This is a genomic window from Collinsella sp. AF08-23 (assembly GCF_003479805.1).
Lineage (GTDB): Bacteria > Actinomycetota > Coriobacteriia > Coriobacteriales > Coriobacteriaceae > Collinsella.
This window is the reverse complement of the sequence record NZ_QUHV01000001.1, coordinates 163688-189409: the sequence shown is the minus strand read 5'-3', so window position 1 is coordinate 189409 and position 25722 is coordinate 163688. Positions and strand designations below refer to the sequence as shown.

Here is a 25722-nt window from a genome sequence, read left to right as displayed (position 1 = left end):
AAACGTCCTCGCGCCTGAGCCCCGCCTATCCTGCTCCTTCGGAGCATCGGATAAGCGGGGCCCGCGCTGCGGAGTGTTTACAAAACTAAAGACCAGGGCCCCTAAGTTAACGTTGTTCGAAACGCTGGACGAGCGCTTCCGGCAGCACGCCGGATCGGTGGCGATGGGGGCGTGGGTCCCGTCTTGCCTTGCGCGTAACTGGCTGAATTGATTTTGGTTGGAGCTTTTCTTATGTCCCAGAGTTTGACTCGGGTGATTGTTACTACTGATATGGAAGTCGATGATATGAACTCGCTCGTTCATTTGGCTCTGTATCTTAACTTGCTTGACGTGCAAGCTGTGGTGTATACGGCTTCGCAGTATCACTTTCTTGGGGATGGGGTTCATACGCTGGGCGAGGTGAATTCGCATTGGCGGACCAAAGGGCGTCGCTCTTATGAGTGGGCTGTTGTGCCTCATGAGCCTGATTCGCTGGCCGGCGAGCTTCGCGAGTATCGACCGTTTCCCGAGCATTGGATTGAGAGCCTCTGGAGTAATGAATATGCTCAGGCTTGGCCACAGTTGCAGGCGAATGCGGACGCTGCCGGTGAGTCTCCGTTTCCCACGCCTGCCCAGATGATCGAGCGCACCTTTGTGGGAAATGTTGCCTTTGAGGGTGATGTGGCTGAGGAAACTGAGGGGTCTCGCGTAATTGCTCAGGCGATTTTGGACGATGATCCGCGTACGTTATGGCTGCTCAGCTGGGGTGGCATGAACACCATCGTTCGCGCCCTCATGAGTATTGCCGAGCGTTATCGCGCCACGCCCGAATGGCCTGCCGTGCAGCAGCGGGTCTATCAGAAGGTGCGCGTGATGGGCGTTGCCGATGGCGTAGGGCAGGACAACTCATGGCTCGACCATGGGCGCGAGCTCTTTCCCGAGCTCATCTTTTGGTGCATGCCTTATATGTATGGCGGCTATGTCGATGCCAAGACGGCTCAGCCCGATACGCTGCCGCTGTTTAAGGCCCCTTGGCCCGAGCTGAATCTCACGCAGGGCAACGGCCCCCTCATGGCACGCTATATGCTCTATGGCGACGGTAAGGTCTACGAAAACGAGCCCGAGCGCTTTCAGTTTGGCAAGCATGCCCGTCTGGATTGGGGTCTAGAAGGCATACCCGCGATGCAGTTTGAGCGCGGCGACTTTATGGCCGAAGGCGACAGCATGACCTATATTCCGCTGCTGCCGTTTGGCCTGCGCGGTATTGACGACCGCGACTTCGATACGCTACTCGGCCGCATGTTTCTTGATGGACACCCCGATGCGAAGGCGCCCGCCGATTTTACCTCCATCAGCACGCCCGCAGACGACAATCTCAATCCCTACCTGCGTGCTTATCAGGAAGACTTTGCCGCCCGCGCGCAATGGTGTGCCCATGATCCGGCCATCTGCTCGCATCCGGCGCATGTTGTCGAGGTTGCGACCGACCGCAGTGCTACAGCCGGTGAGCGTGTCGCCCTTTCAGCGACCATCGTCGACCCCGACGGCAGGGGCTTCGATGCGCATTGGGATGTCGCCGTGGACCCGTCGAGCTATGCAGGCGTCCAGGATCTGTCGCTGTGGCATGAATGCGCGATGGACGCCGCTTTCATCGTGCCCGCCGACGCACGACCCGGCGACCGCTTCGTGCTCACCCTCACCGTCCAGACGCGCGCCGAGCGCCCCTGCACCCGCTACGCCCAGGTCGCCGTGACCGTGGCGTAGCAAGGACGGCGTCCACATTCGACAGCCGCCACATTCGACAAGGAGTGTCCCCAACTGCCACTCATTTAAGAACGTCCCCAACTGCCAACTCAGACAGTAGATGTTTAATCTGTTTCGTTAATTGAAATGCGTAAATATGGTTAGTCAAAGAGTTGAAGTTTGGTTAAATAATAACTGTAATTTCGGTTAAACGCACTGGTAAACAATGGTGATAATTATGCCAAAGAAGTACTACACTAGAATTATCGAAAATGAGCTCGACCAGCTGCTGGGCATATTCGGTGCCGTTCTCATCGAAGGACCGAAATGGTGCGGGAAGACGACCACAGCCGAGACCCGTGCGGCGTCCAGGCTCCTTCTCATGGACCCGTCCCGCAACTTCGAGAATCGCTTACGCGCCGAGACTGACCCAGCTCTTGCCGTTTCCGGCGAGGTGCCACGGCTAATTGACGAGTGGCAGGAGGTTCCGAAACTTTGGGACGCGGCACGGTTTGAATGTGACAACCGTGGCGGTGAGCCTGGCCAGTTCATATTTACGGGGTCGGCAACACCGCGAGACGACAAACGTCCGATGCACAGTGGCGCTGGAAGGTTCGCCAAACTGCGCATGGATACCATGACGCTTTTCGAACTTGGGAAATCCAGCGGTGCAGTTAAGCTATCGGGCATTATTTCTGGCAAAAAGTTCAATGGCGCTTTTGGGTCGCTGGATTCTGCCTCGATTGCCGAGTGCGTTGTTCGTGGTGGATGGCCTGCGGCGGTCGGACACGATGCGCGGGCTGCGTCCGCGATGGCCAAACGATACATCGACATAGTTGCCGAAGAAGATTTGTCCCGTGTCGACGGCCCTCGCCGCGACCCTGAAAAGGTCAAAGCTGTCATTGAATCGCTTGCGCGCAATGAATCCACTTTGGCGACACTCAAAACGCTCGTAGCCGATCTTGGTGGAGAGGTGTCGAGACAAACGGCGTCATCATACATATCTCTTCTCGCTCGGGTTAATTTCGTTCGCGATATTCCCGCATGGAACCCTGCAATGAGATCTCCAGTGCACCTAAGAGAATCGAAGAAGCATCATCTCGCTGACCCGTCACTAGCGGCCGCTGCGCTCGGGGCGACTCCGGAGACATTACTTCTGGACTTCAAGACGCTTGGACTGCTTTTTGAATCGTTGGCCCTTCATGATTTGTGGGTTTATGCGCAAGCAAATGGAATGGGTCTCTATCACTATCACGATTCTCGCAATCTAGAGGTCGATGCAGTCATTGCGGCTCCCGGTGGAACGTGGATTCCGATCGAAGTTAAACTCAGCTCTGCTCAAATCGAAGAGGCGTCTGACAGTCTCGTTGCTGTCGAGAAGCGTATGGTCGCTGCCGGAAACAACCCGCCAGTTTCGAAAGTCGCAATCATTGGATTTGGCTCACAAGCCTATGTCACTGACCGCGGCGTCCAAGTTGTTCCGCTGGATGTTCTCGCGCCGTAGTGCAATTGCAAGTTTTAACTTCTTTTGCTTTCTTTCACTTCTTTTAACAAAACGCCCGGTGGGCATTAACTGCTCGCCGGGCGCCTTGGTTAGGACGTTATAAAGCAGGACTTCCGAAACACGGCGGTCAGGTCCGCCTCCTAAGGTCCTGAGGTGCTTGAGATTGGGAGCGACAAGCCCGACGAAGCGTACTTTAGGTACGCGAGGAGGGTTGGAGCCCCAAGGTTGAGTGCCTCAGTGCCCTTAGGCCAGGTCCTCGCCGTTGGTCGCGATGACCTTCTTGTACCAGTCGAAGCTCTTCTTCTTGGAGCGCGCGAGGGTGCCGTTGCCGGCATCGTCGCGGTCCACGTAGATAAAGCCGTAGCGCTTGGACATCTCGCCCGTGCCGGCGCTCACCAGGTCGATGGGACCCCACGTGGTGTAGCCGAGCAGGTCGACGCCGTCCTCGGTCACCGCATCGCGCATGGCCTCGATGTGCTGGCGCAGGTAGTCGATGCGGTAATCGTCGTTGATGGAGCCGTCCTCCTCGACGACGTCCTTCGCGCCCAGGCCGTTCTCCACCACGAACAGCGGCTTCTGATAGCGGTCGTAGAGGTCGTTGAGGGTGATGCGGAACCCGAGCGGGTCGATGGCCCAGCCCCACTGGCTCTCCTTGAGGTAGGGGTTCTTGGCGCCGGCGAAGGCGTTGCCCTCGGTCTTGGCGGCGTCGGAGCCCTCGCCGGCGGCGCAGCGCGTGGAGTAGTAGCTGAAGGAGATGAAGTCCACCGTGTTCTCGGCCAGGATCTGCTTGTCCTCCTCGGTCATCCCGACGTCGATGCCCTCGCGCTCGAGCTTCTTGAGCGCGTACGCCGGGTAGTAGCCGCGGCTCTGCACGTCCACGAAGAAGTAGTTGTCCTGGTTCTCGAGCTGGGCGGCGCGCACGTCCTCCGGGCGGCAGCTGTAGGGGTAGTAGCTGCCGGCGGCGAGCATGCAGCCGATCTTCACGTCGGGGTCGATCTCGTGCGCGATCTTGGTGGCCCAGGCGCTGGCGACCAGCTCGTTATGGGCGGCCAGGTACTCGACGGCCTTCTTGTCCTCGCCCTCCTCGAACACCAGGCCGGCGCCCATGAACGGCAGGTGCAGGATCATGTTGATCTCGTTGAAGGTGAGCCAGTACTTCACCAGGCCCTTGTAGCGGGTGAACAGCACGCGGGCGAGGTTCTTGTAGAAGTCGATGAGCTTGCGGTTGCGCCAGCCACCGTACTCCTTGATGAGGTGGATGGGGCAGTCGAAGTGCGTGATGGTGACGAGCGGCTCTATGCCGTGCTTTTGGCACTCGCGGAACACGCCCTCATAGAAGGCGAGGCCGGCCTCATTGGGCTCCGTCTCGTCTCCGTTGGGGAAGATGCGCGTCCATGCCAGGCTCATGCGGAAGGTCTTGAAGCCCATCTCGGCGAAGAGGGCGATGTCCTCCTTGTAGTGGTGGTAGAAGTCGATGCCGCTCTGCGCGGGGTAGTAGTAGCCGTCCTCGAAGTCGAGCATCTTGCGCACGCCGGCGCCCACGGCGAAGCGCTCGGGGCCGTGCGGCATCACGTCGACGTTGGCCAAGCCGCGGCCGTCAACGTTGTAGGCACCTTCGCACTGGTTGGCAGCCGTTGCGCCGCCCCACAGGAAGTCTTTACGGAAAGCCATGCATCAACCCTTTCACACGCTGTTTGTCGTAGTTTCAGTATCCCCGCAAACGGGCCTCTCTCAACAACAGCAGCGCAGGCCGACACTTCTTTTCGCGCGCAGGCGCTCGGCAGCTGCCCCCGTCTGACACTTTTTGATACCTGCCCGCCCAAACCACCACAAAGGGGACAGGCACCTTTGCGGCGGATTGGGCACGGTTTGTCTCGATCTGTAACAGTTAGGCAGCCAAAACCGGGCCTGGCGTTACAGGTCGAGATTTTCGGGCGGGCCCCTGTGGTTTGTCTAGATCTGTAACAGGTAGAGACGATTTAGCCCGCTAGATGTTACAGATCGAGACAGAAGATTCTAGTCGCAGGTGATGTCGAGGTTTTGCCGGTGAAGCCTACGTGACCGCCTTCGCTCAACAACTCATTTGACTAAATAGGAAAGAAAGGAAAAAATAGGAAAAAAAGGAAAGGAGACTTATGACTGAACCCATCTTCTCCCCCTCATTTGGAAATCGCCCCTCTTATCTAGTCGGGCGCGAAACGGTAATTTCGACATTCATATCCGGCCTTGAGCAGGAGCCGGGCAATCGCGACCGAGCCATGCTCATGCTTGGTCAGCGAGGCAGCGGCAAGACAGTTCTTCTGTGGGAACTTGCCGATCGCGCACGCAAGCTCGGCTTCGTTGTCGCCACGCCTACCGTGGCCTCCGAGGATATGCTCGAGCGCATTGTTGAGAAAATCCAAGAGGCAGGCGAGCCTTACGTCAACAAACGCTGTCTTCCCAAATTCACGGGTGGCAGCCTGAGTGTTTTTGGGTTCTCGGCAGGCCTCGAGTTCACACGAGACGTGCAGGAGACCAAGAGTTTTCAGTTCAAACTCACGCAGCTTGCGCGCAAACTGACCGAGCAGGAACACGGCATCCTCATCCTCATCGACGAGCTCCAGGCAAATTCGCCTGAGATTAGACAGCTCGTCACCGCCTATCAAGAACTGGTCGGCGAACGACTCAACGTCGCACTCGTCATGGCGGGCCTTCCGGGAGCCGTCTGCGCAACACTCAATGACCGCGTGCTGACGTTTCTCAACCGCGCTCGCAAGGTCACGCTCGAACCGCTTTCGGTCGGAGATGTCGACGCCTATTACCAGCGGGCTTTCGAAGAGCTCTGCCTTGATATTCCAAGCCATCTTCGCCTCTGTGCCGCTCGCGCGACCCAAGGCTCACCCTATATGCTGCAGCTCATCGGCTATAACATCGCCAATCGTTGCAAGGCTGGAGAACGTGCAGCGCGCGAGCAAATCGACGGAGCCATCGAAGCGTCGAAGGTCGATTTCGAAAACGATGTTTGTGAAACGACGCTTGCCGCGCTATCTGATCAAGACGTCGCGTTTCTCGCTGCGATGACCGACGACAAAGACGGCGCGTCGCGCATCTCCGATATTGCCGAGCGAATGTCGGTCACACCCGACTATGCGCAAAAGTATCGCCGGCGCCTTATTGACGCCGGCGTGATCGAACAGGCTCGCCGCGGCTACGTGCGCTTCGCCGTTCCATACATGGCTGACTACCTACGCAGCCAGCTCTAAACAGCCACCACAAAGGGGACAGGCACCTTTGTGGTGGTTTGGGCCCGTTTTATCTCAATCTGTAACAGGTAGACCGTCAAAATCGGGTTTGGTGTTACAAATCGAGATTTTCGGGCGGCCTTCTACGGTATGTCTCAATCTGTAACAGGTAGTAACGATTTAGCCCGCTAGATGTTACAGATCGAGACGGAAGATTCTAGTCCACGTTGATGTCGAGGTTTTTGCCGATGAGGCCCACGTAGCCGCCTTCGGCTGCCTTGGGGCTGTCGGCGTGGCAGAGGACCCACTTGTCGGCCTTCCAATAGCAGTAGCTGTCACCGGCGGCAGGCATGTCGGCTGCGGCCTCGGGGCGTGAACCATTGGTGCCAGCGGGCAGCGCCACCATCACCTGGAAGCCGCCGTCGTCGACCATGCAGGGCGTGTAGTGGAGCGTGGTGTTGAAGACTTCGACGACCGTACCCGCCGGCACGCGGAACGCCTTGACGCACGCGGTGTCGAGCTTGCCGTCCTCGATCTCCCAGCGATGCGCCACAAGCAGGATAAAGTCGCGGGCGCCCAGGTTAAACTCGCTGGCGCGGTGATACTCCAGACAGTTGAGCTGTGTGTTGTGGCCGTTGCACCAGCCCAGCTGGAAAGGACGGCCGCCAAACATGAGAAAGCCCAGTTTATCGGCACCCTTGACGCCCTCGAGCTCCGACGCGCTTTCCACGTACTTGCTGCCCTCGGGGATGGGCGTGGCCGCAAGCGCCTCGACAAGCGGGGCGGTCAGGTTGGACGGCACGTCATCCCACACGCGACCATAGGATTTGAACTCGTGATCTGATACAGAGTAGATATGCATGTTCGCTCCTGTTCGTTTGTGTGATATTACGAACATTCTAGAACAATCACGCGCGGTTTTAAACGTCCGCCATGTCCGCTCAACAAAAAGGCACCCCCGCATAAGCGAAGGCGCCCAGTGAACTCATTTTGAGCGACGAAACCTTTACGCCTGCTGATAGTGCAGGTGTGCCTCATCGATATCGATCAGATCGCGGTCGAGATAGCGACGCGCGAGCCAATTTGCCATAGGGAGATTCTGGTCCAGGTAGTTACCGCACTCTTCGGGAGCGGCACCGGGGACATCGCCCTCGAAGCCAGCAACAAACTCGAACAACTCGCGCACGAGCGGCAAGATCTCCTCACTCGTCACCTCGCCAAACACAACCAGGTAAAAGCCCGTGCGGCAGCCCATAGGGCCAAAGTAGACAATACGGCTCGACCACTCGGCATGGTTGCGAAGGAACGTCGCGCCCAGATGCTCGATGGTGTGGCACTCGGCCGTGTTCATAACCGGTTCTTTGTTGGGCGTGGTCAAGCGCAGGTCAAAGGTGGTGACGGCGGCACCGGTCGCCGGATCGCGGTCGACGCGGCTCACATACACGCCGGGCTCAAGCAGCAGATGGTCAACGGAAAAACTCGCGATGCGCTCCATGGCAGATCCTCTCGGTAGTCAATTTGGGACAGGGCTCTTTTAGCTGGTCGCAACAATCCCACCCATGATAGCAGTCAAAAAAGCCCCGTCCCAAATGACTACTTTGGGACGGGGCGCCGCGCAGCCGATAATATCGACCGTTCAGCATCTAGTTTTCTGACCCCTCACCTATTGATGCTGCGTCGTCCGCAATGCAGAGCGTGCGAGCAGCTCAACAGCCAAAAACCCGGCAGCGACTGTAATCGCCACCAGACGAATAGATGGCCTGCACTTACAGCACCTGCAAACAAGTTGCGACGGCACCGTAGATATTGGCGTCGTTACCCAGCTGCGCCGGGACCACATGCGGACGAGGCATATCTTTCAGAAAACCAGTGTAGTGCGCCATGACGTCATCCATCTTACGGTCGAGCGCCTCGAACAGCGCGGGATGGCAGCTGATGCCACCACCAATCGCGAAGACTGCCGGGTCGATGACGCACTGCAGATTCACAAGCACACGATCAAACAGCTCAGCATAGGCATCCAATCCGCGCTGCACGGCGGCGACTTCGGACGCGCCCCCGCGCTCCAATAGCTCGAAGATCCGTCGGCCATCGAGGGCCTCCAGTTCAGCTTCATCCGAAATGCCAAGTTCGACTGCCACGAGATTCTGCAGGCCGTGCCATCCGCTCGAAGTCGCGAATGTATCGCAATGATCAAGCGGTTCGTTTACGTTGTTGGACAGGAAGCTGAACTCGCCCGCGAAACCGCCCGCACCCATCAGCACCCGGCCGTCAACCACGATGCCTCCGCCGATGCCCGTACCGATTACCGCCACGCAACCCACGTCCACGCCGCGCAACGCACCGGCAGCGTACTCGCCAAGCGCACAGCTTTTGCCATCGTTGACAACGGTCACAGGCAACCCCAGTCGCTCGCGCAGCACTCGACCAAGCGGAAACCCGTCCATGTACGGCAGCGCACCACCGCGATGGATCGTCCCGTCTGGATCGGCCTCGTAACCGAAGATGCCACCCGGGGCCGAGATGCCCACACCTACAACCTGTTCGCGATACGGCTCTACGAGCGCCACGAGCGTGTCGACCAGCTGATCGGCCGAAACGAACGTCGTCGGAACCGAACCACGGTCACCAAACTCGTAGTTCCCACTCACAACCGCCCATTTGACGTTCGTTCCGCCGATATCAATTCCAAAAAGCTGCCTCATGGCCGCTCCCGTCTCGCTCAATGCGTCTACATGTTCGCAGGCTCTTCCATAAAGGCCATGAGCCTGCGGTTGAGCAGACGACCCCAAAACGTGCAGATGCCGCCCGACAGAAACACGGCGACTACGGTGCCGATACCGATGCCCACCACAGCACCCGTACGCACAAGCCCGTAGGCCAGCGCGATGCACAGACAGGTACCGTCAAAGAGGTACTTCGCCTTGCCGAACTCGCAGTGAAGCGCCTGGGAGAGCGTCTGCACCATGCCGTCGGGTGCCACGGGGACGAGCCGCGCGGAGACGATCAGCGTCACGCCGAGCGTCGTGAACGACACGGCGAGAACCAGCATGATCAGGCCGTCGACGAGTCCTGTCGCGGTAAACGGGAACAGCCAGATATTCAGCACGTCGATAAGCGCACCGAACAGCAGGGTGACGGGTATCTGCATGAGGATCTTGACGTCCGGATATCGCACCATGCAAAGCTGGGCGACCACGAACACGCAGTACACCGCAAACGACGCCGTGCCGAGGCTCAGGCCCTCGATGGCGTACATCACGTACGGCACTGTGCTGATGGGCGCAACACCAAGCCCCGTGCGCGCATTCATTACAACGCCGCAGCTCAGGAATAGAAGCCCGCAGACGTAGACCATCATTCGACGCGCTAGATTCTGCCGCATCACATCGTCCTCTCGTTCGCATCTTCACCTATCGACCGAATAGCACTCCGTGACATCGCCCCAGGGCGTCACTCGTACGCAATCGCCACCTCAACGGCATGGTGCCAGCCGGCGACCTTCTCGGCGCGCTCCTCTGCCGCCATAGCGGAATCCCAGGTCGCACGCGGCGGCGTTGCCGAGGTGACTTCGGGGCCGTACATGCCCAGCGCGATACCGCAGCACCAGGCGGCGCCCAGGCCGCTCATCTCGTCGTTGCCGGCAGCCCGCAATGGGGTCTCCAGCAGGTCGGTGAGAAACTGCATGAGGTAGCCATCGCGCGTGGGACCACCGTCGACGCGCAGCTCAGACAAGGCAAGGCCCGAATCGCGACGCATGGCGTCGGCAACGTCGAAAATCTGGTAGGCGATGCTTTCATCTGCGGCGCGCACGAACTCGGCACGGCCCGTGGTGCGCGTCATACCGAAGACGGCGGCCTCGGCGTCGCTCGCCCAATGGGGCGCCCCAAGGCCGGTGAACGCCGGTACGAGGTACACATGGCTCGCCGGATTCGCAGCATAGCACAACTCCGTGACCTCGTCGGGCGTAGCCACGAGGCCCATGTCGTCGCGCAGCCAGGTCTTAACGGCACCTGCGTAGTTAATATTGCCCTCGAGCACGTAGGACGCCTCGCCGCTCATGCGCCACGCCAGCGAGCTCGACAGCCCGCAGCTACTCCGCACGAGCTCGGGACCCACGTTCATCATCACGGACGAACCGGTGCCGAGCGTCGCCTTTGCCATCCCGCGTGAGAGGCAGCCCTGGCCAAAGAGGGCAGCGTGGGAGTCGCCAAGCGCGCCGTGTATCGGCACGGGCGCGGGCAGGAAGCCCCCAAGGTCAGTTTCGCCAAAGCAGGCGTCGGAATCACGGACCTCGGGCAGGCAGGCAGCGTCGACACCGAACAGTGCGCAGACCTCGTCCGACCAGGCGAGTTTCTCCAGATCAAAGAGCTGCGTACGGCTTGCGTTCGAGTAGTCGCACGCGAATGTGCGACCACCCGTAAGGGTCCAAACAACCCACGAGTCGATGGTGCCCAGACACAGGTCGCCCTGAGCGGCAAGCGCCGCGGCACCGGGAACATGCTCGAGAATCCAGGCCATCTTGGCCGCCGGATAATAGGGCGAAAGCGCCAGACCGGTCACACCGCGTACCAGCTCGGCGGCACCATCAGCAGATGCGACTGCCTCGCACACGCTGCGGGCGCGGGCGCACTGCCACACGATGGCGTCACACACGGGCTGGCCGGTTGCGCGGTCCCACGCCACGGTGGTCTCGCGCTGGTTGGAGATGCCGATACCGGCAATATCGGCCGGGTCGACCCCGGTCTCCTCCACCACGGCACGCGCCGCGGCCAGCACGTTAGCGGCGATCTCGGCCGGATCATGGCTCACCCAGCCGGCCTCGTTGACAATCTGGCGATGCGAGCGATCGGCACGATGAATCAGATGGCCGCCCTCGTCCACCAGCAGTGCCTTCGTACCCTGCGTGGACTGGTCGATTCCGATGATGTAGCGGCCCATAGTCACCCCTTTCAAAATGAATGTGACAAAGGGACTGTCCCTTTGTCACATTCCGGTTACTCTGCGGGAAGGAACTCGGCGACCGTCTTGGCAATGCCTTCGCCGGTGAGGCCGTAGTGCGCAAAGACCTCGGGGCTCGTGCCGGTGATGACCGGCGCGTCGGGCAGGCTCAAGCACTTAACCGGACGCGGGCAATGCTCGCCCACGACCTGCGCGACCATGGATCCCAGGCCGCCAAAGGGGCTGTGCTCCTCGACGGTCACGACGGCGCGCGTGACACCGGCGGCCTCGATCACGGCCTCGGCGTCGAGCGGCTTGACGCAGTACATGTCGAGCACGGTGGCGGAGATGCCCTGCTCGGCCAGCAGATCGGCGGCATCCACGGCATGGCGGACCATCTCGCCGGTGGCGACAATCGTCACATCGGTGCCGCGACGCACCCAGGTGGCACGGTCCATCTGGAACGGGCACTCGTCCTCGGTATACACGTCCTCGACCGGGTTGCGACCCACGCGGATATAGGCCGGCTTGTTGTCGGCAACCAGAGCGCGCACGAGCTCGGCAGTCTGAAAACGATCGCTCGGCAGATACACGCGCATGTTCGGGATAGCGCTCATGGCGGCGATATCCTGCGCGGAGTGATGGCTCATGCCCAGAGCGCCGTAGGACACGCCGCCCGAGATGCCGATGAGCTTGACGTTGGTGTTGGAGTACGAAACGTCGACCTTGCACTGCTCATACGAGCGCGTGGTCACAAAGGACGCCGGCGAGGCGGCCCAGGCCTTCTTGCCGCACGAAGCCATGCCGGCGGCGATACTCACCAGGTCCTGCTCGGCGATGCCGACCTCGACGGACTGCTGGGGATACTGATTGAAGAACGGCGTGAGCGATGCGGAGCCGCGGGAGTCGGAGCACAGGACGACGATGTCCTTATCGGTCTCGGCGGCCTCGAGCAGCGTGTCGCAGATAACCTTGCGGTTGGCGATCTTGTTAGCCATTGATGGCCTCCTTATGGGCAGCGAAATCGGCGATGATCTGGGCATATTCCTCATCGTTGGGCAGGTGATGATGCCAGGCGGCCTTGTCCTCCATGACGGGCGAGCCGTAGCCCTTCACCGTGTTGAGGATGATGACCGTGGGCTTTCCGCTGGTCTCGGCCGCAAGCGTCAGCGCGGCGTCGATGGCCTGGACGTCGTTGCCCGGAATGGAAAGCACGTTCCAGCCGAAGGCGGCCCAGCGCTCCTCCTGCGAGTCCTGCTTCATAACGTCCTCGGTGCTGCCGCTGATCTGCAGGCGGTTGCGGTCCACGAGCGCGCACAGGTTATCGAGCTGGTAGTTACCGCCACTCATGGCGCCCTCCCAGACCGAGCCCTCGGCAAGCTCGCCGTCGCCCATGATGGTGTAGACGCGGTAGTCGCGGCCGTCCATCTTGCCGGCGAGCGCCATGCCCACGGCCACGGGCAGGCCGTGACCCAGCGAGCCCGAGTTCATCTCGATGCCCTTGAGCTTGTTGTTGGGGTGACCGATGTAGGGGCTGCCGAACTTGGAGAAGCGGGCCTTGACGTCGTCGAGGTCAAGATAGCCCTCGTGGCAGAGCACCGCGTAGTAGGCTTCCATAGCGTGGCCCTTGGAGAGCACGAAGCGGTCGCGGTTGGGATCGTCGACGGTCTCGGGCGAAATGTTGAGGTGGTTGGCGTAGAGGGTCATGAGGGCGTCGATCACCGACATGTCGCCGCCGATGTGGCCGCCGGCGCCAGCCATGATGATATCGACGCAATCGCGGCGAAGGTCCCAACGCAGGGACTCAAGCTCTTCGATAGTTGCCATTTCTACTCTCCTCGCAGGTAGGCTTTAACGTCTTCTTCGATGGGGTCGTATAAATCGGGGGCAATGCCGATGTACTTGCACGCCTCGTAGAGCACCGGCACCACGTTGGCGTGAATAGCGACGCAGTGGTGGATGTAGGGACCCTCGACAATCTTGGCCTCGAGGCGCTTGAGGTTGTCGACCTCGACCCACAGGTAGGTGCCCATGCCGGCCGGGCCGTCGATGCCGCGGGCGTTGCCCAGCAGCAGCGAGTACTCGCCGTTGTCGCCGTCAAAGCGGGCAAGGGTGAGGTCGCCGTGTTTAGCCTCGGCCGTCAGCGCGCCGGGGTGATCGAAAGCCAGCGGGTAGGTGAGCTTGGGCTTGACGGCCGCGCAGCTGCAGGGCCAGGGGCCGCAATGCTGCAGCAGCTCGCCGTTCTCGTTATCGGGATGGCGCACGGTCCAGTCGGCGAACATGCCACGGTGACGGCCCAGGTCGGCAGCCTCGACCATCAGCGCGGTGATGGCGCCATGGATATCGGTCTCGCATACGATAGGGATGCCCATCTCGTTGAGGATGGCGTTGGCGGCGCAGGGCATAATGCCCAGCTCGTCCTGCAGAGCGTTCCAGCACTGGATGGCGCCGGCGTTGCAGCCGTACTTCTCGACCAGGCGCTTCATAGCGATGGCGAGCCCTGCGACCGCGGGGACCTTGTCCTCGGGTATGCAGATCTCAAAGCTGTGACGAATGTGGTCGAGCATGGCGGCCATGGCCTGCTCGTCGGCCTGAGCGTCGTGCACAGCCTGAACGAGTTCGGTCATGGGGATGGGCGAAAGCTGAATATTGAACTTCTCGAGCAGCTCGCCCTCGTTGCACATGGTGGACCAGAAGTCGAACGGACGGGTCGCCATCTGCAGGATGCGAGTGTGCTTGAAGGTCTTGACCACATTGCATACGGCCAAAAAGTCCCAGACGCCGCGCTCGAACTCGGGGTCGGTCAGGCGGCAGTTGGTCATATAGGTAAAGGGAACCTGGAAGCGGCGCAGAACCTTGCCGGTGGCGAACAGGCCGCACTGGCTATCGCGCAGGCGGGTGCCATCGGGCTCGGGACGCTCGTCACGCGGACCCCACAGCAGCACAGGCAGACCGAGCTCGCGGGCAAGACGGGCGCAAACGTACTCGGTGCCAAAGTTAGCGTGGCACAGCATGATGCCGTCGACGCCCTCGGCGCGGAACTTCTTGACGATAGGCTCGATATGGCTGTCGTCAAAGAGCAGGCCCTCGTCGTTAATGTCGTCGATGTCCACGATGTCGACACCGATCTCGCGCAGGCGGTCAGCCGTCAGGCCGCGATACTTAAGCGCGTCCGGCGCGCTAAAGATGCTGCGGCGCGTGGGCACAAAGCCGAGCTTAATCTTATCCATGTACGTCCTCCCCTAGTTGTATGTTCAGTAAACAGACGCGTGTTTCGTTTTGTTCTGTTTACTAAATGTTTTACTCTTTTGTTTAGAAGTGTAACGCGAAATACCCGTAAACGGTAGAGAAATCAGCCTAAACGGTATGTAAACAAACTGAACATACAAGGGGAACAAAAGAGGGCCCCGAAGGGCCCTCCCTATCCGCACATGTATGTAAACGAATCAACACCGCCCTGTTACCGCGAGTACACCACCCACGGTGATAAGCCGGCAGCAAAGTCCGTGGCTACGCGCCCATCTTGCGATAGACGTCCACGAACTCCTTGGCAAGGATGCCAAAGCCCTCGGCGCTCATCAGCTGATCCTCGGCATGGACGACCAAAAGATCGATGCTCAGGTTCTCGCCGGCGGCAGTCTGCTGGACAAGGCCACCATGGGCAGCGTGGCCCTCGGCATAGTGCTGCTGGCCTTCCGTGATCTTTGCCTCGGCCTCTTCGAACTTGCCGTCACGAGCTAGATGAATCGCATCGATATAGCAGCTGCGCGCGCAACCGACGCCTGAAATGATCTGAAAACTCTGAAGCTGAATCTCTTCTGCCGTCATACTTACAGCCCCATCAGTTCCTTGGCCTGAGCCAGAGCCTTGACGCCGTCCATCATGCCGTAGGTGGTCATGGGGATTACGCCGACCGGAACCTCGGGGCATGCGGCGCAGACCTCATCCTTGGCATAGCCAACCTGCGGCCCAAGCAGAATGCAGTCGGCATTGCGGCCAATGGCGGCAGCCTCATTGACGGCGTGAGCGGACACCTCGCACTCCAGGCCCTCGGCGTCGGCGGCCTTCTTGATGTTCTTCATGATGATGCTCGTGGACATGCCGCCAGCGCACATAAGAACGATGTTTTTCATTGCAGTTCCTTTCCTGTAACCCCTCACAGGGACTTATATGTTTCGGCGATCAACGCGATCGGCCGAACCTTCGAACTTGTGGACAATGACCTACTCGGCAGAAGCCTTTGCAGCAGCTTCCTCGGCCAGTGCCTCCTTATCGGCCATCTTGACGAACGGGATAAACAGCAGTCCGACCAGCAGGATTGCGGCGAGGACGATTGCGACCAGGCCAATGCCGCCCGTAAAGAAGTTGCTGATGGGCAGCGGCACGACAAACGGCATGGAAATGGTCGGGTTAAATGCATTGCCCAGACCGAGCATCAGGCCGACGGCGGCAGCAATGCAGGCCACGGGCTTGAGCAGGATGTAGGGGATGAACATATAAGGGTTCATGGCAATGGGCGTACCGAAGATGATGGGCTCGGAGATGTTGAAGAGTGCGGGCACCAGGGCAATCTTGGAGAGGGCCTTGTAGCGCTCGGACTTGGCCGTGAGCAGCGCAAGCTCCATGCCAAGGGCGTCAACAGAACCGACAGAGAACATGATGATGAACGACAGGTACGGCAGTGGCTGGCCGGCAACGAATGCCTCGGTGTTGGCAAGAGCGCAGGCCTGGACAACCGGCATGTACACGCCCATCAGGACGCTGGGGTGGATACCAAAGAAGAACAGCAGGTTGCACAGCGTAAAGTAAATGACAACGGCCCAGGGGCTGGAGCCCAGGAACATAACGGGAGTGGCAATGGTGCTGTTGATGAGGTTAAAGACATCGCCGAAGCTCGTCATGCCCATGCCCCACTTAACCAGAGCAGCCGTGGTGAAGATGACGATGGCGCAGAACATCGGAGACAGCGAATCGGTAACGAACTGAGGGACGGAATCGGGCATGGGGATGGCGATATGCTTCATAAGGAAGTTAAGCGCCTTCGGCACGATCAACGCCACGAGCAGCGCAACGAACAGACCCGAGCTGCCCAGATAACGGGTCACGATAAACGTCGAGCCGTCCTCGGCATGGCCAAGAGGAATCAGCAGGAGCAAAACGCCAATAGCCGCAACCGTCGACGTAAGGCCTTTGTTCCCGAGCACCTTGCCGTAGGAGTACGAGACCGAGGCGCACATGTAGATGGCGCCGAGGTTCATGGTAACGACCAGTACGTCGGTAATCGTCGCCGACATGCCGGTGCTGGCAAGGAACGCCTGCAGCGGCGGGATCGGCAGCCCGTTGATAATGGAGAGCAGCGCCACGCCCAGCGTAACGGGCATGGTCGCCATCATGCCGGACATAAGGCCCTTTACGACCTTAAAGCTACTCACTTTGTGGGCAATGGGGCCCACGTGCTTCTCGAGGAAGCCCTGCATCGAATCGAGAACGCTCATTTTGTGTTCACTGATCCTCTCTAAACGATTCATCTAGCTGTCAAACGGGAAATTGCGGCCGACTCTTTCCCGCCTATGACCAATGGAAATATGGTTACGCCTTGAGCTCGAGGACGAGGAGCCAATCCCCAACCCCGGGTTTGTCAGGCAGAATGATGCTGCCCGTGACGGCAAGGGCGTCCTCGCCGTCACGGTATGCGCCCGTGCGAGGGTTAAACCATCGGCTTGCATAGGCAGCGCCCGTCGGCACACCCTCGATAGCAAGCTTTTGGCGCACGGTATCGCCAAAGTACGCGACGATGCGCGAAAGGTCCTGGTTGGCGGTTGCCAGCGGAGCCTTGTTGGCAAACAGGTTGCCCGCATCGGTCGTTTCGTAGGGAGCGAGCTCCCAGAAGTGATTGTCTTCGTAGAAGGAACGCATGTAGCCCATCTGCACCGCACCTTCTCCGTCTACCGCCTGGGCCCAAGTAATGCCAAAGCGGTTGAAGATCGCCATAAAGGGGTCGAGCTCCTCAGGGCTTTCCCACACGTTGTCCCAGATTCCCTGGGCTCCGTAGGTATAGCCGGCGCCGCCGGCCTGCATGCAGATATACGCCACGCGGCGCAGCATGTCTGCGGTGCACAGGCGCGTACCCATCTCCTCGAGCGTCGAGCAAAACTCGTAGAGCGCCTCGCCCTCAACGAAGGGCTTGTCGTCATGAGCTGCCAGATAGTCAAAGTAGTCGCTTGTCTTGATGAGGTAATCGCCGTGACCGGCCTGGTTGAGCGTAAAGTCCATCCAGGGTTCATCCTGGTAGTAATCGGCAAAGGGGCGCTCGTTGGTATAGTGCGCCGTCGCCAGATGACCATAGCCGTCGCGTGCCTCAATCTCCAAGGCGACCTCACGCCAGCCGTCAAGCATGGCGGCTCGACCTTCTTTGCGGTATCCGGCAACCTCGCCGGCAAGCGTCCACACCATCGGATATGCACCGTAGCGCGCCACCAGGTAGCGGGCGAGGTGCTTTTGGTGTTCCACGGCATGCTCGCCGAGAATGGCAAACGCCCACGCTTGCCCAAGCGCATTCACTAAGCCCGCATCGGCGATATAGGCCATGCGGCGGTCGAGCTCCCGCTGGTAGAAGGCCACATTAGGCACATCTTCCACGCCCTTGGCCATGCCACCGTCAATCCAATAGCGATCTCCTGCGCCCATGTCAGAGCGCAGGTTGGTCTGATAGACGGTAAAGCCCTGCTCGGCACGCAGGTCGACCATGCCGCGAAATTGGCTCGTCATGCCGGGGTGGTTCGACGCATCCCAGCTCTCGCGGTAGGCAAACTCCCAATGGGTATCGCCCAGCCAAAAGAACGGCGTACCATCTGAATAGGCAAACATGCGCGAATCGTCTGCAACGCGGATAAAACCGTGGCGGTACAGATCGAGCTCGCCCTCGTACGGCACGGCCTCGACGTTGCCCATGCAGCCATTAAGACCGGTCTGCTCGGGAGCCTCGATAACATAGTTCCAGACACCCAGCTCGGTCGGGGCAAACGACACGCAGTAGGTACGCCCACCATCCCAGTAGGCCTCGCGGCGAATTACCCTGCCACTCGAGCCGGTGAACTCCGCCCAAATCTCAACGTCTAAAAACGGGTTATCGAACGAACAGGCGCTCTCAAACGTCAGAACAACCGGTCGCCAAATCTCGGCAACGGCATCTTGATTCAACGTCATATCCATTGCAGACCCCTCTCCGGTCTTAGTCTTGCTAGTTCAGTCCTCGCTCACGGGCGGATGCCATGGCAAAATCAACGATCGCCTGGGCATCCTCGGCACAAATAAAGCCTTGTGACACCCCGATCGCTGTATCGCGCTCACATAGAGCGCGATAGTTTTCGAGCGACCCGTACAGCTCTTTGAGCATCGATGCCGAGAACGACTCCATGTGGCCAAACAGCCCGTCCTTATCGCTCGTCTTATCGACCGTGCCCTGCCCCGGCTCCACCAAGCTCGTGTTGGAGTAGCGGGCAAACGGATGCTCGAGCAGGCAGGTGCGAAGTCCGCCCTTGGTATTTCCCAGGGCATCCTTTACGTTCTCGCCGTTCGCGTCCAGCTCAATGCGTGGACAGATTGCCGGAGCTGCACCCGTACGGACCCAGCGGAACAGGTTACGGAATGCAGCATGGAACAGATACTGCGACGGATAGGCGTTTGCTTCGGCATGCTTACCGACATACACCGGCAGATGGTCGATACGCTTAAGATCCTCGTCGTCTTGGTAATAGTCGACGTAACTCCACTGCGTATCGTGGGAAGCACCCGTCACCTCGTACAGCCGGTACTTAAAATCGGGATCGTCGCTATCGGGCATAAGCGTGCGCCAACTCTCAAAGCGACCGTTCTCGCTTTCGGTCTGAAGGGCGATAAACGGCTCCTCGACGTGCTCCACACGCAGTAGATGGTGTGCGTATTCCCGGCTGCATTCATACTGGTTGACGGGAATGCACATCGAATGGATGCCACCGCCAGACAGGTATCCGTCAAACACGCGGCCGTCACGGCGCACATCCTCGCGATAGGCAAAACTGTTAAGGTAGCGGAACAGGTAGGCGCCGGACTGAGACCATCCTGTAAGGCAAATTGCCTGGCGAGGATAGTCGCGGATCGGGTTAAGGTCGGAGTCTCCGCGCAAGAGCCACGCAAGATCGGTCAGCATGTCCCAAAACAGGCCAGTCTCGTAAGAGATGTCCATGTCGGGAAGCGCGCCGTCGCGTACGAGCTGTTCCGGATCAAAGTCAAAGGGCCACTCGGGAGTTGGGTTTGCCCAGCTCATGAAGGCATAGCGATTGGGATTGAATTCCTTGAGCTTGGCGATGGTATTGGGCTTGCTGGTAATGCCCACATAGATATCGCCAGAGCGCACAAACTCGCCGTGGCCCAAAATCCACATGCGCTCGATTTCCATAAACGATGTGGGATTGATGATCTCAACGACCACATTGCCACTCGCTTGCGCCGGATCTTTCGGAGCACGAACAACGATCCGATTGGAATAAGGGGCGTCGGCAGTCATGACCTCCACGCCGCCGTCTTCGTCGGCGGTGCGATACACGTTGGCGGTACCGTCAACGCGATACTCGCGCTCGACGTAATCCTTTGTGCTCAGATGACAGTAGCGTTCGGCGCTCGAAAACGGATAGCTCTGATCCGTAATGGGCATTTCAAAAATACCGCTGATCATCTTCGTCCCCCTTGTCGTTGCGTTTGTTGAGACAAACTCTACTGGGGACGCAACTTAACTTCTATCGATTCCTAAGTTGAGTTACTAAATATTTAGCTTAATGAACAGCTGAGTGTTAAGCTCACTTTTAGTTGTCAATCGTTAGGAATCACCATGGCCGTCACTGCAAAACAAATCGCCGACCAGCTGGGAATCTCGGCAGCGGCCGTCTCCCTCGCACTTAACAACCGACGCGGCGTAAGCGAAAAGACTCGCCAGTTAGTACTCAGCACCGCCGAGGCCCTAGGTTACGACTTTAGCAAGATTAAGTTTGAGCGCCAAAAGAGCGGAACCGTCGCACTGGTTGCCTTTAATCGACGCCGCATCTTCTCGAGCCCTTTCTTTTCCGACATGCTTGCCGGAGTCGAAGGCGCCCTGAGGCACGCGGGGTTCTCATTTTCACTGGTGAACTACTCGCCATACGAGAACATACAGGAGCAGATTGCCAACATCGCCGAGGCGCAATACGACGGCGTCATCATCCTTGCGACAGAGATGTTCGAGTCGGATTTTATGCCGTTCGCGTCGCTGGACTGCCCTCTGTTGCTGCTGGATTCATGCATGAACGTTGGGGTCGATACGGTCAAGATCGACAACGCCGCCAGTATGGCGCTTGCCGTACAGTACCTGTATTCGAAGTATGGATCTGTCCCGGGGCTGTTAGCGACACCCATTACCTTGGGCAACTTCGCCGAGCGACGCTTTGCCTACGAGCACGCCGTCAGTCAGCTAGCCGGGTCGGAAAAGTGTGGCATCATCCACGAGCTCGCCGTCGCTCCAGACGACGCATACGCAAACATGCTCGGCATCATCGATGCGGGCGAGCCCCTTGCCCAAAGCTACGCCGCCGTTTTTGATGATATTGCCATAGGTGCCATGAAGGCGCTAATGGAGCGCGGTTATCGCGTGCCCGACGATGTGCGTATCATCGGCTTTGACAACCACGTAGGCGGCACCTACGTGCAGCCGCGACTCACCACGTTGAATGTCCCATCGCGGTATATGGGCTCCCTTGCCGCCGGGCGCATCATCGAGGTCATAGATGAAAGCGAGCACCACCCTATCAGCATTGGAGTTGGAGTCTCCCTGATTAAGCGCGAATCGGCCTAGGTGTCCCATTCGTTGATTTCACACTGCGACGCTCTACGAAATACGTCGATACCATTGTTCGGCATGTATAAACTTTGGGGCTTCGGATGTTACCGACCAAACGCCTCACCGCGATCTCCCCCACCTCGTGCTTGAGCACGTGCACCGTCGTGAGCGGGGGATTCGAGAAGGCGCCGACGGAGAGGTCATCGAAACCGATGATCGACACGTCGCGCGGGACCTCGATACCCGCCTCAGACAGGGCTCGCAGGGCGCCGACGGCGAGCACGTCATTATCGGCGAAGAAGGCCGTCGGCAGCCGCTCGCGCGGCGTGCTAGCGAGCCATGCGGCCATATCTTCATATGCCGTCTCGAGCGTGGTGCCGAGCGACACGCGCCAGGCGGGCTCCACCTCGATACCCGCCTCGGAAAGGGCGCGCTCGAACCCGCGCTCGCGCGCCTTGAAATTCTGAATGCGGAAATCACCGGCGAGATAGCCGATCTTGCGATGACCGTGCTCGATCAGATAGTTGACCGCGCGCAGGGTCGAATCCTCGTTGGACATCACCACGGCATCGAAATCGTATTGGTCGCTCCAGCTGTCGAGCACGATGATGTGCGCCGCGCAGTCACGGAACAGGCGGAAATCCTCCTCCCCGAGCTCCGTGCCCAAAAGCACGATGGCGGCGGAAGGGTCGCCCGCAATCGACTCGACCTGGGGCCGTGCCGCATCCAAATCGGAGAAGTCGACGGAGACGAAGGAGGTGCTCATGCCGTGACGGCGCGCCTGGCGCTCGACGCCCTCGATCACCGACGGGTGGAACGTGCTCTCATCGACAATCTTGCCGCTCTTCCGCGCAAGCACGAACGTGATGGCGTCGAGCTGCGCACTCTGCTGATAGCCCATATTCTGGGCGGCCTCGCGGATGATGCGGGCGGTCTCCTCGCTCACGCTGCGCTTTCCGTTGAGCGCGTTGGAAACCGTCGCCGGGGAGAACCCCGTCGCACGGCTGATCTCTCGAACGCTGACCTTGGCCATGAATCGCTCCTAAACAACTAAACAAATGTTTTGCTAAATGTTTTGCTATATGTATAGATACCGCAAAATGCTGGGGGCAGTGTCGAGTATTCCGTAAACGGTCAGGTTGAACACGCGTCGGCACCTGTTCCAGATCCTCAACCGACACCTGCAGATCGATATCGTGGCTCCGCCGACGGCGGAACATATCATTGACACGTTTTGATATCCTCATTTGATACCATCCAACCATCTCCGCACAGGGGGGCGTCATGGACATCAAGCGACGCATGGAGCTGGCGGAGGGCTTCACGCCCGCCGAGCAGCAGCTCGCCGGCACCGTGCTGGCGCTCGGCGGCAGGCTGCACGGCCTCACCATCAAGGAGCTCGCCCGCGCGGCGCATGTCTCGATTCCCAGCGTGCATCGCTTCTGCAAAAAACTCGGACTCGAGGGGTTCAAGGAACTCAAAGTCGAGGTGGCGCGTGCCGAGGAGCAGCAGAGGCACTCGGGCGACGTCGACATCAACTTCCCCTTCAATGCAGGCGAGAGCGCCGATGCGGTCCTCACGAGCATGGCGCAGGTCTACGAGACGACCCTCGCCGACACGCGCGAGGTGCTCGACGGCGTCGAGCTCGATCGGGCCGCGGGCCTTCTCGAGCGCGCGGCGTCGATCGACATCTTCACGCAGTCGCATAACCTCTACCCAGCCCATATGTTCTGCGACCGCCTGCTCTCCATCGGGCGCACCGCCACCTGTTTCGAGAGCATCGAGTCTCAGACGCGGGTCGCCCTCGCCGCGGACCCGACGCACGTGGCGCTCGTCATCTCATATTCGGGGTTAGGGCCCAATCTCGCCACGATCCTGCCGATCCTGCAGGAACGCGGAGTCCCCACGGTCTTCGTCGGAACGCGGCGCGGGGGGCAACTCAACCCGGGCCTCAACGTGTACCTACACGTGAGCGACAAGGAGAGCCTGCAGAACCGCATCACCCAGTTCGCCAGCCATATTGCCGTGCAATATGTGCTCGACTCGCTTTTTTGCTGCCTCTTCGCGCAGGACTACGGCGCGAGCTTCGAATTCCTGGAACGGGCACTTCCCGCAACGGCCCTTCCCGCCCTCCGCGGCACCGAGCTCAGCCCCAGCGAATACGCCAGCGTGATGCTCAATCGCCTGCGATAGTATCTACCTGCTATTTTACAATTTCATGAGCGAGTTTTCACCGACGAACGGACATGCGGCGCTCGCGCAACCACTCGCCCAGCTCCTCCACGTGGTCCCACGAGGCATCCTTCACTACATCAATCACCGCAGAGGAAATCGTAACCGTGATGAGCGAAAACGCGATCTTGACAACCGGGATGTACGTAAGCGAGAGCGCGAGCACCGTGAGGTCGGTGAACAGGTAGCAACGGCCCACACGCCAACCGGTGACCTTGGAGATGGAGAGCGCCAGCGCATCGTCGCCGCCAGCCGAAGCGCCTTGACGAATCACGAGCCCCACGCCCACGCCCACGAACAGGGCGCCAAGCACTGCAGCGGCAAGCGGCTGATTCGAAAGATCGGGCAGCATGTGGGGAAGGCTCTCCCAGAGCTTGTAGAATCCGGCGACCGAAACCGTCGCCACGGCGGACCAGCCCAAAAAGCCACCACCCAGAACCTTGAACGCCACTAGGTACGACAGGCCGTCAAGCACCGGCGTAACGACCGAGGGCGGGATGCCAAACCAATGGTCGAAGCACAGGACGAGGCCGATGATACCGCCCTCGGTGATACCCGTGACATTATGGATGTTGTGCACGCCAAAACTCACGATGGCGGACCCGAGCAAGATGACGAGCACCCTCTTGGCGAATTCACGTGGGCTCAAGCCGGCGATGCGCACGCTCGGACTGTCACCCTCCGTCGTGGCGTCTTCGCTATTGATCGTTGTCACGTTCTGGTGCTGCGTATTCTTGCGCGGCATGGATATCACGTCTCCCAAGTGATCTCGTGCATATCCAGCCTAGCTGAGGATTACGGCGGCGGCAAGCCGAGCACGCGGGGCGTCGTTGCTCGTTCACGCCGTCTCCAAAAGCACCTTCATAAGTGGGCGGCTATCCTTCCGCGAGCTCCTCCTCTGCCACGCGCTCGCTCTTCACCAGTTGGGCAAGCTCCCGGCGGCGCACCACCAGAATCGCGAGTGGAACCACAGCGACCAGCATGCCCGCAGCTATGAGCGTCCCCTGCACGCCGAACATGTGCGCGAGGCTCGGGGCGCACAGCAGCGGAATCGCGCCCGCCATGTTGTACCCGGCGCCCATAGCGGCATTGACGCGGCCAATGCGGTCGAGCGGCGTATGCACCTGCACAAGGGTGTCCTTAATGGGGCCGAATGCCGAGAACGCGATACCGAGTATGAATTGCCCAACGCACGCGATAAGTACGAAGGGCGTGGCAACGTACAGCAGGCTACCGAGCCCCGTGATGCACAGAACCACGAGCAGGGCCCGCACGTTGATGAGGCGCGGGGGCATAACGCCCGCAAGCGCGGCACCTATAAGACCGCCCACGCCCGACAGAGCGGACAGCCAGCCCATCCACTCGGCACCCACGTTGAGCACATCACGGTAAAACAGGGACTCGAGCGGGTCGAATGCTCCGTATCCCATGAAGGAAAGAAGCGTTGCCCAGAACAGCAAGGTGAGTACGCTGCTGCCAAAGATGACGGAGAAGCCCGCGGAGATATTCCCCCGGGGAGCGGAATCACCCGCTGGCGCCCCCTCCGTCGACGAGAAGGCCGCCTCCCCCATGTCGTCGGCGCCCCCATCGAGCTCACCAGGCTGTCTCAAAGCCTCGATCCCCCATCCGGGGATGAGCGCAAGCGCCGAGCAGGCCACCATGAACAAAAATACCGCCTGCGTGGGAGCCACGAGCGAGATCGCCCCACCCACAAGCGGCCCCACCACGATGGCGATGTTGCCCGTAAGGGTCACGAGCGCGTTGATGCGCTTGAGCTCATCCAGGTCATCCGTGAGATAGGCGGGGTACGAGCGCGGGATGGTCTCGGCCATGCCCCATGCGAACCCGAACACAGCGGCCCCGATGTAGACGCCCACGACGCTCGTACCCACCACTTGGTAGAGCAGGCCGCTCGCGACGAGTCCTGCCACGGCGATGCGCAGGTAGAAGTGCGGTCCCATGCGGTCCAACAAACCACCTCCGCGAATCTGGCCGAACACGATGCATAAGTTGAGCAAGCCGACCGCGATGGCGTTGTCCCCCACGCCCGCACCCATAGCGAACGTGAGGGTTCCCATCACGCCGATGAAATAGCTCGACATCGCGCCGAGATAGAGCAACAGACGCGCCCAGATGAACCGACGAACCTGCTGCGTGAGCTCCGGCGTTGAATAGGTAAACCGGTCGCAAAGGCCGGAGAAATGTCCCTTTCCCATATCTTCCCATCTCCCGTGCTTTAGCACTCCAGTGTAGCA

General features: G+C 59.8%; 22 protein-coding genes. 5 read left to right on the top strand and 17 right to left on the bottom strand.

What is annotated here, in order from left to right:
- Positions 1 to 231: 231 nt before the first annotated feature.
- Together DWV48_RS00735 and DWV48_RS00730 are read left to right on the top strand one after the other, a co-directional pair.
- Positions 232 to 1743, top strand: coding sequence for a nucleoside hydrolase-like domain-containing protein (locus DWV48_RS00735; RefSeq protein WP_118652441.1), 1512 nt, complete (start codon positions 232 to 234; stop codon positions 1741 to 1743).
- A 217-nt stretch (positions 1744 to 1960) separates the two neighbouring features.
- Complete coding sequence (locus DWV48_RS00730) at positions 1961 to 3226, top strand: ATP-binding protein (protein ID WP_158574784.1); 1266 nt, start codon at positions 1961 to 1963, stop codon at positions 3224 to 3226.
- A 243-nt stretch (positions 3227 to 3469) separates the two neighbouring features.
- Here DWV48_RS00730 and DWV48_RS00725 read toward each other — a convergent pair whose 3' ends face one another.
- On the bottom strand, positions 3470 to 4897 hold the full coding sequence (locus DWV48_RS00725; RefSeq protein WP_118652437.1) for a 6-phospho-beta-glucosidase: 1428 nt from the start codon (positions 4895 to 4897) through the stop codon (positions 3470 to 3472).
- 464 nt (positions 4898 to 5361) lie between these two features.
- Here DWV48_RS00725 and DWV48_RS00720 point away from each other — a divergent pair, with 464 nt between their 5' ends.
- Positions 5362 to 6468, top strand: a complete 1107-nt coding sequence (locus tag DWV48_RS00720; RefSeq protein ID WP_118652435.1) for an AAA family ATPase — start codon at positions 5362 to 5364, stop codon at positions 6466 to 6468.
- 196 nt (positions 6469 to 6664) lie between these two features.
- Here DWV48_RS00720 and DWV48_RS00715 read toward each other — a convergent pair whose 3' ends face one another.
- The 13 genes from DWV48_RS00715 to DWV48_RS00655 all read right to left on the bottom strand — a co-directional run bounded on the left by DWV48_RS00715 (position 6665) and on the right by DWV48_RS00655 (position 20101).
- Entirely contained in the window at positions 6665 to 7309 is a 645-nt protein-coding gene (locus DWV48_RS00715) for a DUF4867 family protein (RefSeq protein WP_118652433.1), read from the bottom strand.
- Between the two features lie 144 nt (positions 7310 to 7453).
- Positions 7454 to 7942 carry an S-ribosylhomocysteine lyase gene (locus tag DWV48_RS00710; RefSeq protein ID WP_118652431.1) on the bottom strand — a complete coding sequence of 163 codons (489 nt, stop codon included), beginning with the start codon at positions 7940 to 7942 and terminating at the stop codon, positions 7454 to 7456.
- A gap of 271 nt (positions 7943 to 8213) precedes the next feature.
- Positions 8214 to 9152, bottom strand: a complete 939-nt coding sequence (locus DWV48_RS00705) for an ROK family protein (protein ID WP_118652667.1) — start codon at positions 9150 to 9152, stop codon at positions 8214 to 8216.
- Positions 9153 to 9178: 26 nt separating this feature from the next.
- Complete coding sequence (locus DWV48_RS00700) at positions 9179 to 9808, bottom strand: YitT family protein (RefSeq protein ID WP_118652429.1); 630 nt, start codon at positions 9806 to 9808, stop codon at positions 9179 to 9181.
- 92 nt (positions 9809 to 9900) lie between these two features.
- Positions 9901 to 11388 (bottom strand): glycerol kinase GlpK, encoded by a 1488-nt coding sequence (locus tag DWV48_RS00695; protein ID WP_118652427.1) that lies wholly within the window; start codon positions 11386 to 11388, stop codon positions 9901 to 9903.
- A gap of 56 nt (positions 11389 to 11444) precedes the next feature.
- Positions 11445 to 12386 (bottom strand): transketolase family protein, encoded by a 942-nt coding sequence (locus DWV48_RS00690; protein ID WP_118652425.1) that lies wholly within the window; start codon positions 12384 to 12386, stop codon positions 11445 to 11447.
- Positions 12379 to 13215: a transketolase gene (locus DWV48_RS00685; protein WP_199588805.1), complete on the bottom strand. Its 837-nt coding sequence runs from the start codon at positions 13213 to 13215 to the stop codon at positions 12379 to 12381. The genes DWV48_RS00690 and DWV48_RS00685 overlap by 8 nt, the downstream gene beginning before the upstream one ends.
- Positions 13216 to 13217: 2 nt before the next feature.
- Positions 13218 to 14618: an L-fucose/L-arabinose isomerase family protein gene (locus tag DWV48_RS00680; protein ID WP_118652423.1), complete on the bottom strand. Its 1401-nt coding sequence runs from the start codon at positions 14616 to 14618 to the stop codon at positions 13218 to 13220.
- A gap of 280 nt (positions 14619 to 14898) precedes the next feature.
- Positions 14899 to 15216 (bottom strand): PTS lactose/cellobiose transporter subunit IIA, encoded by a 318-nt coding sequence (locus DWV48_RS00675; protein ID WP_118652421.1) that lies wholly within the window; start codon positions 15214 to 15216, stop codon positions 14899 to 14901.
- A 2-nt stretch (positions 15217 to 15218) separates the two neighbouring features.
- The gene (locus DWV48_RS00670) at positions 15219 to 15521 is read right to left on the bottom strand and encodes a PTS sugar transporter subunit IIB (protein ID WP_118652419.1); all 303 of its coding nucleotides are present in this window, start codon (positions 15519 to 15521) and stop codon (positions 15219 to 15221) included.
- A 90-nt stretch (positions 15522 to 15611) separates the two neighbouring features.
- Positions 15612 to 16883, bottom strand: a complete 1272-nt coding sequence (locus DWV48_RS00665; RefSeq protein ID WP_158574783.1) for a PTS sugar transporter subunit IIC — start codon at positions 16881 to 16883, stop codon at positions 15612 to 15614.
- Positions 16884 to 16977: 94 nt separating this feature from the next.
- Positions 16978 to 18600, bottom strand: coding sequence for a DUF4038 domain-containing protein (locus DWV48_RS00660; RefSeq protein WP_233545996.1), 1623 nt, complete (start codon positions 18598 to 18600; stop codon positions 16978 to 16980).
- A gap of 28 nt (positions 18601 to 18628) precedes the next feature.
- Entirely contained in the window at positions 18629 to 20101 is a 1473-nt protein-coding gene (locus DWV48_RS00655; protein ID WP_118652415.1) for an alpha/beta hydrolase domain-containing protein, read from the bottom strand.
- A gap of 153 nt (positions 20102 to 20254) precedes the next feature.
- Between DWV48_RS00655 and DWV48_RS00650 the strand changes: the two genes are divergently transcribed.
- Positions 20255 to 21250 carry a LacI family DNA-binding transcriptional regulator gene (locus tag DWV48_RS00650; protein WP_118652413.1) on the top strand — a complete coding sequence of 332 codons (996 nt, stop codon included), beginning with the start codon at positions 20255 to 20257 and terminating at the stop codon, positions 21248 to 21250.
- Here DWV48_RS00650 and DWV48_RS00645 read toward each other — a convergent pair.
- Complete coding sequence (locus DWV48_RS00645) at positions 21231 to 22268, bottom strand: LacI family DNA-binding transcriptional regulator (protein ID WP_118652411.1); 1038 nt, start codon at positions 22266 to 22268, stop codon at positions 21231 to 21233. The genes DWV48_RS00650 and DWV48_RS00645 overlap by 20 nt on opposite strands.
- A gap of 251 nt (positions 22269 to 22519) precedes the next feature.
- On the opposite strand from DWV48_RS00645, the gene DWV48_RS00640 reads away from it, so the two are divergent.
- Entirely contained in the window at positions 22520 to 23428 is a 909-nt protein-coding gene (locus DWV48_RS00640) for a MurR/RpiR family transcriptional regulator (protein ID WP_118652409.1), read from the top strand.
- A gap of 37 nt (positions 23429 to 23465) precedes the next feature.
- Here the strand turns inward: DWV48_RS00640 and DWV48_RS00635 are convergent, their stop codons facing one another.
- Together DWV48_RS00635 and DWV48_RS00630 are read right to left on the bottom strand one after the other, a co-directional pair.
- Positions 23466 to 24212: a YitT family protein gene (locus DWV48_RS00635; RefSeq protein ID WP_118652661.1), complete on the bottom strand. Its 747-nt coding sequence runs from the start codon at positions 24210 to 24212 to the stop codon at positions 23466 to 23468.
- 130 nt (positions 24213 to 24342) lie between these two features.
- Entirely contained in the window at positions 24343 to 25683 is a 1341-nt protein-coding gene (locus DWV48_RS00630; RefSeq protein ID WP_118652407.1) for an MFS transporter, read from the bottom strand.
- Positions 25684 to 25722: the final 39 nt, after the last annotated feature.

What these genes read in the sequence shown, in the direction of transcription:
- DWV48_RS00735 (WP_118652441.1), top strand. Translation starts at nt 232, where the DNA reads ATGTCCCAGAGTTTGACTCGGGTGATTGTTACTACTGATATGGAAGTC.
- DWV48_RS00730 (WP_158574784.1), top strand. Translation starts at nt 1,961, where the DNA reads ATGCCAAAGAAGTACTACACTAGAATTATCGAAAATGAGCTCGACCAG.
- DWV48_RS00725 (WP_118652437.1), bottom strand. Translation starts at nt 4,897, where the DNA reads ATGGCTTTCCGTAAAGACTTCCTGTGGGGCGGCGCAACGGCTGCCAAC.
- DWV48_RS00720 (WP_118652435.1), top strand. Translation starts at nt 5,362, where the DNA reads ATGACTGAACCCATCTTCTCCCCCTCATTTGGAAATCGCCCCTCTTAT.
- DWV48_RS00715 (WP_118652433.1), bottom strand. Translation starts at nt 7,309, where the DNA reads ATGCATATCTACTCTGTATCAGATCACGAGTTCAAATCCTATGGTCGC.
- DWV48_RS00710 (WP_118652431.1), bottom strand. Translation starts at nt 7,942, where the DNA reads ATGGAGCGCATCGCGAGTTTTTCCGTTGACCATCTGCTGCTTGAGCCC.
- DWV48_RS00705 (WP_118652667.1), bottom strand. Translation starts at nt 9,152, where the DNA reads ATGAGGCAGCTTTTTGGAATTGATATCGGCGGAACGAACGTCAAATGG.
- DWV48_RS00700 (WP_118652429.1), bottom strand. Translation starts at nt 9,808, where the DNA reads ATGATGGTCTACGTCTGCGGGCTTCTATTCCTGAGCTGCGGCGTTGTA.
- DWV48_RS00695 (WP_118652427.1), bottom strand. Translation starts at nt 11,388, where the DNA reads ATGGGCCGCTACATCATCGGAATCGACCAGTCCACGCAGGGTACGAAG.
- DWV48_RS00690 (WP_118652425.1), bottom strand. Translation starts at nt 12,386, where the DNA reads ATGGCTAACAAGATCGCCAACCGCAAGGTTATCTGCGACACGCTGCTC.
- DWV48_RS00685 (WP_199588805.1), bottom strand. Translation starts at nt 13,215, where the DNA reads ATGGCAACTATCGAAGAGCTTGAGTCCCTGCGTTGGGACCTTCGCCGC.
- DWV48_RS00680 (WP_118652423.1), bottom strand. Translation starts at nt 14,618, where the DNA reads ATGGATAAGATTAAGCTCGGCTTTGTGCCCACGCGCCGCAGCATCTTT.
- DWV48_RS00675 (WP_118652421.1), bottom strand. Translation starts at nt 15,216, where the DNA reads ATGACGGCAGAAGAGATTCAGCTTCAGAGTTTTCAGATCATTTCAGGC.
- DWV48_RS00670 (WP_118652419.1), bottom strand. Translation starts at nt 15,521, where the DNA reads ATGAAAAACATCGTTCTTATGTGCGCTGGCGGCATGTCCACGAGCATC.
- DWV48_RS00665 (WP_158574783.1), bottom strand. Translation starts at nt 16,883, where the DNA reads ATGAGCGTTCTCGATTCGATGCAGGGCTTCCTCGAGAAGCACGTGGGC.
- DWV48_RS00660 (WP_233545996.1), bottom strand. Translation starts at nt 18,600, where the DNA reads ATGGATATGACGTTGAATCAAGATGCCGTTGCCGAGATTTGGCGACCG.
- DWV48_RS00655 (WP_118652415.1), bottom strand. Translation starts at nt 20,101, where the DNA reads ATGATCAGCGGTATTTTTGAAATGCCCATTACGGATCAGAGCTATCCG.
- DWV48_RS00650 (WP_118652413.1), top strand. Translation starts at nt 20,255, where the DNA reads ATGGCCGTCACTGCAAAACAAATCGCCGACCAGCTGGGAATCTCGGCA.
- DWV48_RS00645 (WP_118652411.1), bottom strand. Translation starts at nt 22,268, where the DNA reads ATGGCCAAGGTCAGCGTTCGAGAGATCAGCCGTGCGACGGGGTTCTCC.
- DWV48_RS00640 (WP_118652409.1), top strand. Translation starts at nt 22,520, where the DNA reads ATGGACATCAAGCGACGCATGGAGCTGGCGGAGGGCTTCACGCCCGCC.
- DWV48_RS00635 (WP_118652661.1), bottom strand. Translation starts at nt 24,212, where the DNA reads ATGCCGCGCAAGAATACGCAGCACCAGAACGTGACAACGATCAATAGC.
- DWV48_RS00630 (WP_118652407.1), bottom strand. Translation starts at nt 25,683, where the DNA reads ATGGGAAAGGGACATTTCTCCGGCCTTTGCGACCGGTTTACCTATTCA.